The sequence below is a fragment of the Aureimonas fodinaquatilis genome (genome assembly GCF_008369445.1).
GTDB classification, from domain to species: domain Bacteria; phylum Pseudomonadota; class Alphaproteobacteria; order Rhizobiales; family Rhizobiaceae; genus Aureimonas; species Aureimonas fodinaquatilis.
Map to the genome: position 1 here is coordinate 1 of NZ_VTWH01000007.1, position 2,500 is coordinate 2,500.

Genomic DNA, 2,500 nt, shown 5'->3' on the forward strand with positions numbered 1-2,500 from the left:
ACGGCTCTGCAGGCAACCATCTAAGGATGGCTGCGCGCATTTGCCGGTGACGTGGTCGCGGCTGACGCTTCAGATGGTTGTGGCGCGGCGCTGCTTGTGGAACTAGGCCGCTGCTTGTTGAGCTGAGCTGTGCTGTGCGTTGCGCTCTCCTTCCCCTCAGAAGGCCCCTACAATGGCACCTGTTGGCCATTGCGGGCGACTGAGAGCCATTCGCCTGACAGGCCTGGTTGTGTGCCCGTTGTGTGTCCGGTGTGCACCCATGGCGCTCCACGCTCGAAGCGCACGGCTTGGGCTGTGCTGGCGCTGTGGTTCTGTCGACCTTGAGCTATTCGGGCATTGACTGATTGGGCTGTTTGGTCGTTTGGCCGTTTGAGTACATTGAGCCAATTGGGATTGGGAGTTTTTGGACGCAAAAACGCCCCGATCTTTTGGATCGGGGCGTTTTGTTTGATTGAAGAAGCTGTATCACATGCGATTTACAGACCTGGCAGCGACCGACTTTCCCGCGTCTTAAGACGAAGTATCATAGGCGCAGAGGCGTTTCACGGCCGAGTTCGGAATGGGATCGGGTGCGGCCACCTCGCTAGAACCACCAGGTCGGCAAATGGCATGTGATAAGAAGCTGGTTTTTGAAGAGAGATGAGCATTAGCGAATGAGAACGATCAAGCCGATCGAGCTATTAGTACCGGTAAGCTTCACGAGTTACCTCGCGTCCACACCCGGCCTATCAACGTGGTGGTCTTCCACGGCTCTGATAGGGAACACTCGTTTTCAGGTGGGTTTCCCGCTTAGATGCCTTCAGCGGTTATCCCGTCCGTATATAGCTACCCTGCTATGCGGCTGGCGCCACAACAGGTCCACCAGAGATACGTCCATCCCGGTCCTCTCGTACTAGGGACAGATCCTGTCAATATTCCTACACCCACGGCAGATAGGGACCGAACTGTCTCACGACGTTCTGAACCCAGCTCACGTACCGCTTTAATTGGCGAACAGCCAAACCCTTGGGACCTGCTCCAGCCCCAGGATGCGATGAGCCGACATCGAGGTGCCAAACAACCCCGTCGATATGGACTCTTGGGGGTCATCAGCCTGTTATCCCCGGCGTACCTTTTATCCGTTGAGCGATGGCCCTTCCACTCGGGACCACCGGATCACTATGACCGACTTTCGTCTCTGCTCGACTTGTCTGTCTCGCAGTCAGGCGGGCTTATGCCATTGCACTCGACGAACGATTTCCGACCGTTCTGAGCCCACCATCGCGCGCCTCCGTTACTCTTTGGGAGGCGACCGCCCCAGTCAAACTACCCACCATACACTGTCCCGGACCCGGATGACGGGCCGCGGTTAGACATCCATGACGATAAGGGTGGTATTTCAAGGATGGCTCCACGAGAGCTGGCGCCCTCGCTTCAAAGCCTACCACCTATCCTACACATGCCGACACGAATGCCAGTGTAAAGCTATAGTAAAGGTGCACGGGGTCTTTCCGTCTGACCGCAGGAACCCCGCATCTTCACGGGGAATTCAATTTCACTGAGTCTGCGTTGGAGACAGCGGGGAAGTCGTTACGCCATTCGTGCAGGTCGGAACTTACCCGACAAGGAATTTCGCTACCTTAGGACCGTTATAGTTACGGCCGCCGTTTACTGGGGCTTCAATTCAGAGCTTGCACCCCTCCTCTTAACCTTCCAGCACCGGGCAGGCGTCAGACCCTATACGTCGTCTTGCGACTTCGCAGAGCCCTGTGTTTTTGATAAACAGTCGCTACCCCCTGGTCTGTGCCACCTTGCACTGGTTGCCCAATACAAGGTCACGCTTCTTCCGAAGTTACGCGTGCAATTTGCCGAGTTCCTTCAACGCAGTTCTCTCAAGCGCCTTGGTATACTCTACCAGTCCACCTGTGTCGGTTTCGGGTACGGACTATACGGTGGGGCTATTTCCTGGGACCACTTCGCTGCACAGACAATCCGTTAAGCCTGTACAACACACATGATCCGTCACTCACCACCAGGCCCACGAATATTAACGTGGTTCCCATCGACTACGCCTTTCGGCCTCGCCTTAGGGGCCGGCTAACCCTGCTCAGATTAACTTTAAGCAGGAACCCTTGGACTTTCGGCGAGGGAGTCTCTCACTCCCTTTATCGTTACTCATGTCAGCATTCGCACTTCCGATACCTCCAGCGCCCCTCACGGGTGCGCCTTCAACGGCCTACGGAACGCTCCGCTACCGCTCACTCTTGCGAGTGAACCCACAGCTTCGGTGTATGGCTTGAGCCCCGGTACATTTTCGGCGCAAGAACCCTTAAATCTAGACCAGTGAGCTGTTACGCTTTCTTTAAATGATGGCTGCTTCTAAGCCAACATCCTGGTTGTTTTGGGATTCTCACATCCTTTCCCACTTAGCCATAACTTGGGGACCTTAGCTGGTGGTCAGGGTTGTTTCCCTCTCCACGACGGACGTTAGCACCCGCCGTGTGTCTGCCGGATAGTACTT

At 55.6% G+C, this 2,500-nt stretch carries 2 rRNA genes (1 of these 2 cut by a window edge); both read right to left on the reverse strand.

What is annotated here, in order from left to right:
• Positions 1-482: 482 nt before the first annotated feature.
• Positions 483-597 (reverse strand): 5S ribosomal RNA (gene rrf / locus FPY71_RS18360).
• Between the two features lie 62 nt (positions 598-659).
• Positions 660-2,500: ribosomal RNA gene (locus FPY71_RS18365) — 23S ribosomal RNA — on the reverse strand; it runs 966 nt beyond the window's last position.